This is a genomic window from Pseudomonas sp. SST3, from assembly GCF_003325755.1.
Genome location: NZ_QORI02000107.1, coordinates 1 through 4,555, shown reverse-complemented (window position 1 = coordinate 4,555; position 4,555 = coordinate 1). Strand labels below are relative to the sequence as shown.

General features: G+C 54.9%; 4 protein-coding genes and 2 pseudogenes. All 6 read left to right on the top strand.

From position 1 onward, the window contains the following. Positions 1-174: pseudogene (locus DQ405_RS28755) on the top strand (SIMPL domain-containing protein); the annotation flags it as partial. A 180-nt stretch (positions 175-354) separates the two neighbouring features. Then, positions 355-1,437, top strand: a complete 1,083-nt coding sequence (locus tag DQ405_RS27790) for a hypothetical protein (protein ID WP_241730185.1) — start codon at positions 355-357, stop codon at positions 1,435-1,437. A 35-nt stretch (positions 1,438-1,472) separates the two neighbouring features. After that, complete coding sequence (locus tag DQ405_RS27785) at positions 1,473-2,186, top strand: dermonecrotic toxin domain-containing protein (RefSeq protein WP_241730184.1); 714 nt, start codon at positions 1,473-1,475, stop codon at positions 2,184-2,186. A gap of 503 nt (positions 2,187-2,689) precedes the next feature. Further along, positions 2,690-3,022 (top strand): hypothetical protein, encoded by a 333-nt coding sequence (locus DQ405_RS27780; protein ID WP_241730183.1) that lies wholly within the window; start codon positions 2,690-2,692, stop codon positions 3,020-3,022. Beyond that, positions 2,985-3,536 carry a hypothetical protein gene (locus DQ405_RS27775; RefSeq protein ID WP_241730181.1) on the top strand — a complete coding sequence of 184 codons (552 nt, stop codon included), beginning with the start codon at positions 2,985-2,987 and terminating at the stop codon, positions 3,534-3,536. The genes DQ405_RS27780 and DQ405_RS27775 overlap by 38 nt, the downstream gene beginning before the upstream one ends. Before the next feature lie 275 nt (positions 3,537-3,811). Then, positions 3,812-4,555 (top strand): annotated as a pseudogene (locus DQ405_RS24440) (ABC transporter substrate-binding protein); the annotation flags it as partial.

Below are 4,555 nucleotides of genomic sequence, written 5' to 3'. Positions count from 1 at the left end.
TACAAGATCGTCAACCTGAACTTCAACACCAATGGCTACCCGATGCCCTACGCCCGCAATGGCGGCATGATGATGAAAGCCGCGATGGCCGATTCAGCACCGACGCCGGAAGTGGAAGCAGGTACCAGCCAGGTCAGCATGAGTGCCGATGGTGTGATCGAAGTTTTACAGTAACTTTTTAGACAGAACAAAGGCGCAGCCCCACGGGATTGCGCTTTTTTTGCGCGCACGCGCGCCGTCATATACGGCAGCACATCTCGTAGGAATCAAGTGTCCGGTTTTCACGACTCATTACTGCCATAGCTACCAGGGAGGGCTGTGCTGGCATTTATTCATACAATGAGAGCCGAATTCATGTCCCTATCACTCGATCCAACCCCCTCGTTATCGCTGCCACCCGTCGTCGCTACTGCGACATCCAACACTCAAGCTCAGGCGACACCGGCATCGTCACCGCCCACGCCAAAGACTGTCCAACCCGATGAAACAGCACTGCTCAAGGCCTACCTCGAGGCCGTACAACGCAAGGTGTTGCACGGCAATGCAGGGCTTATAACCGTGCCGCCCCAAAGCACTCTGGGCCAATGGCTCGGGCTGTATCGCATGCATGTGGAAAACGCCGTGGTACAGGGCTGGCTGCGCGAACAACACTTCGCCCCGGACACCTTGCTTTCAATCAACCCGTCTACAGGTACCTTGTCCGCCGAGATCGAGGGCAAAACGAAAACCTTCCATCTCTCGGATACATCAGGCTGGGGACAAATTTCAGGCCCCTTGCTGGAGACCGCAAAAGTTATCGCCCCTGGCAATAACGGTGATTTGCGTGTGAGGCTGGGTAAGGACTCCATACAGGTCAGTGCAAAAGTGGTGGCCAACTTTGAAGGCGTGTCCCTTCCCCAAACGCTGTCCCAGGCTCGAACACAAATAAGGTATCTGGAACATAAAGACAGCTTCGACCCTATCCCCGCCAATGACCGCCTGCGCCCTGCCAGCAGCCGCTCTTCACAAGCGCTGCAAGTGCAAAAACACAATGCCGCCAATTACTACAGCACCGCACCACAGGCGTTGGCTTACAAGCGTTTGGCGGTTGACGTCGCCAACAACCTGCCCAATACGCGGGCAGAGGCCAAAAAGTGGGCGGATGACCTGCTGCTCAAACTCACGGGCAAACCTATCGACTCCGACACCGTGTACCTGAACCGTTTCAAAGGTGGCGAAAGTGCAGACACGGCGACCGGCTGGGAACACACATTCCAAGAGCCCTGGTCTTCGCTGCGCCTGCCCGACGCCCTGCTGAAAAAACTTCTCCGAGCACGATTGGGTGCCCGGCAACCTGGACCTGGAAGCGGGGCTGTATACCCAACCTGCTGGGCAAAAGCGAAAAAGGCGGCTACGGCAAAGCACAAACCAGATCGACCTCAAAACCGTCGCAAGTGATGCATGAAAGCTGGAAGACTGACTTCCAGAGCCAAATGACCCAGAAGATCGACAACTTCTGGAACTCTCATTCCGATAGCTACCAGACGGCGATCAAAGGCGAGTTCACCTTCCAGGCCCGCAAACAATTCAAGACAGCTCAAGCATGGCCTGCAGTTGAACGTGCGCTGCAAGCACCCGAACACCAATTCACTCGTGACGACTACAAGATGGTGATGGCAGCAGTACCCGACCTGCCCCTGGATGAAAATGCACCGATCAGCGTCGACCAACTCAAAGCCAAAACACCGATAAAAGCCCCTGTACAGGCGAATGCCTTGAGCATCCACGGTTTTACCTCCAGCGACATTGTGCGATTCAGCGCGGGCGACGGTGGCCGGCAAGTGCTTTACATCCCAGGCGCCGAGCCGGCGTTTCTCAGGTTCGACTCTGCGCAAAAGCTGGAACAATGGCTGATTGATCAGGCAAAAGATCCGAAAAAAAGTGAGGCCTTGGCGAGTCACTTCCCGATGATTTATCGCCAGGACCAAACCGCCGGTTTTGCCGCCAGAGCGGCGAAAGTACTTATGCCCCTCCTGTGGTTCACCCACGTAGGCGAAACGAAAGATGGCTTGGATACACACCTGAAGAAAATGGCCAGCGGCGAACTGAAGGGACCGGCAATCGATGCAAGCCACTCGAAAATTACCGGCGACTTATTTACTACCCTGGCGACCACCACCCAGGAGCGCATGAAAAAGCGATGCTGACGTGGTCATCAAGTCAAACAGCGAAGAGACTCGAGACACCTGGCTCAACGACATTACCGTGGCGGCTGGCTTATTGGCCAAACTTGCGCCGATTGCCGCACCCGTGGCCGCGGTAGCCGTCGTGACAGGATTGACCGAATTGGCGCTGGGCGCAGAAAAAACCTCGTCTGGCGACACAGTGCAAGAGCGTGACGAGGGTGCCTCCAAGGCGTTCGATGGCTTTACTGAACACACTCTTCTCGGTCGGAGCCAGCTCAGTCCCCGAAGACCCTTTKGCATTGCCTCCCGAAAAAGAATTACCACTGGGTGAACCGATTACCCCAACCCCCGCCAATGAAGTCGCGGAACCACAACCGGGACCGTCCGGGGGTACGCGCGCTGGCAAACCTGCTCCACAGCCCCTGCCTGACTCCCGGTCACTCATCCCGCTGGCCAAATATGCGGTCCCTGAGGGTGAGGCATTGATAAAAAATGCCACCCGAGATGCACTGGGGGTTTATCGAATGACTGACGACACCGGGGCGTTCCGCCAATTCGTACGCCTTACTGATGAAACAGGGACGAGCAAGGTCTTTGAAATATCCGGGCGCTACAGGACCGGCGACTCATTTGCCAAAATTATTGACCCGGATACTCGCGCAGGGCTGACGGTAATAACACCCGGGCGCGATGGCGAATGGGCTCGCGCGCCCGGCGACGGTGCTGGGTTGTTTGCATGGCTACGTCGTCCAGTTTCGCCAACGCCGAGTGATGACCTGAAGTCCCCACCCACTTTTGCCGATGAATTTGTCGATATCGATGGAAAAAAAAATAGCCGGTGCCGAACAGTTCGATGAAATCTTGAAGAACAAAGCGGGAACCAACTACGAGTTCTCTTTCAGTCACATCGAGGAAGAAGGAATAATTAAAAAAAAGCTCATCACCTCGTGGACCCTTGAAGAACCGAATTTTACCTTGTTGCCGGAAGAGATAGCACACACCACGGAATACGGTGCCAGCGAGTATTCGCCCGCCTTCGTCAAGGATATCGATCGTAATCCTTACACTGTCACCACTACCGAAAACGCCTTGTCAGTGACTACTGAGCTGAACGCAACAGCAGACACGACGGCGGGTGCCAAGCAAGCAAGGATTGCGCAGTTCGAAGCGGCAATTCCCAATGCCGATCTGCGGGCTCGCATCTCCGAAGTGGCTCATCAAGGCTCTGCCGGGCCCGCTATCGTTGACCTACACGAACTTGACCTGAACAAAGAAGAGGTGACTCTGCAGAAGGGCTATTTTTTAAGGCTGACAATACCCAGTTTCAGATTGAATACGATCCCTCGAACAACCTGGCCAAGGTCCATATGACTTCTGAAGGACACTTCTCTAACGCCGATAAAAATATCCAAAATGCTCCGGGTGTAAAGTTAACAATCAACAGGACCTTCACGATACGGGAGAGTAACGAGTTGGACGGTGCCTATGCGATCGATAAAGATGCTCCTACCAAGGTCGAGGTCACCTACATAGTAAATGCATAAACCGGCTAATGGCCCCTTACCTGAAACACCTGAACGGCGGTAACCTCGGTAACCGCGTTTTTGTTTGGGCAGCCTAATATGCTTGCCATTTCAGGGGTCTCCATGGAAAGAATCGCCTTCAAACCACTATTGATCGCCGCAAGCCTGCTGGCCTGTATGCCCATGGCCCAGGCCGCCACCACCCTGGTCTATTTGCTCCGAAGCCAGTCCCGCCGGCTTTCGACCCAGCCAATACACCAGCGGCACCGATTTTGATGCCTCCGCCGAAACCGTGTTCAACCGCCTGACCCAGTTCAAGCGTGGCGGCACCGAGGTAGAACCTGGTCTGGCGACAAGCTGGGATGTATCGAAGGACGGCCTGACGTACACCTTCCACTTGCGTGACGGGGTCAAGTTCCACACCACCGACTACTTCATCCCGACCCGCAATTTCAACGCCGATGACGTGCTGTTCACCTTCAATCGCTTGCTCGATGCCGACAGCCCGTTTCGCAAGGCCTACCCGTCCGAATCGCCCTACTTCACCGACATGGGTTTGAACACCACGATCAAAAGCGTCGAAAAACTCGACGAGCACACTGTGCGGTTCAACTTGAACACTGTCGATGCTTCGTTCGTGCAAAACCTGGCCATGAGCTTTGCCTCTGTTCAATCGGCCGAATACGCCGCCCAGTTATTGAAACAAGGCAAGGCCGAGCAGATCAACCAGCAACCGGTCGGTACCGGGCCGTTTGTGTTCAAGCGTTATCAGAAGGACTCGCAGATCCGTTATGTGGCCAATAAACAGTATTGGAAACCCGAGGATGTGAAGCTCGACAACCTGATATTCGCCATCACCCCGGACGC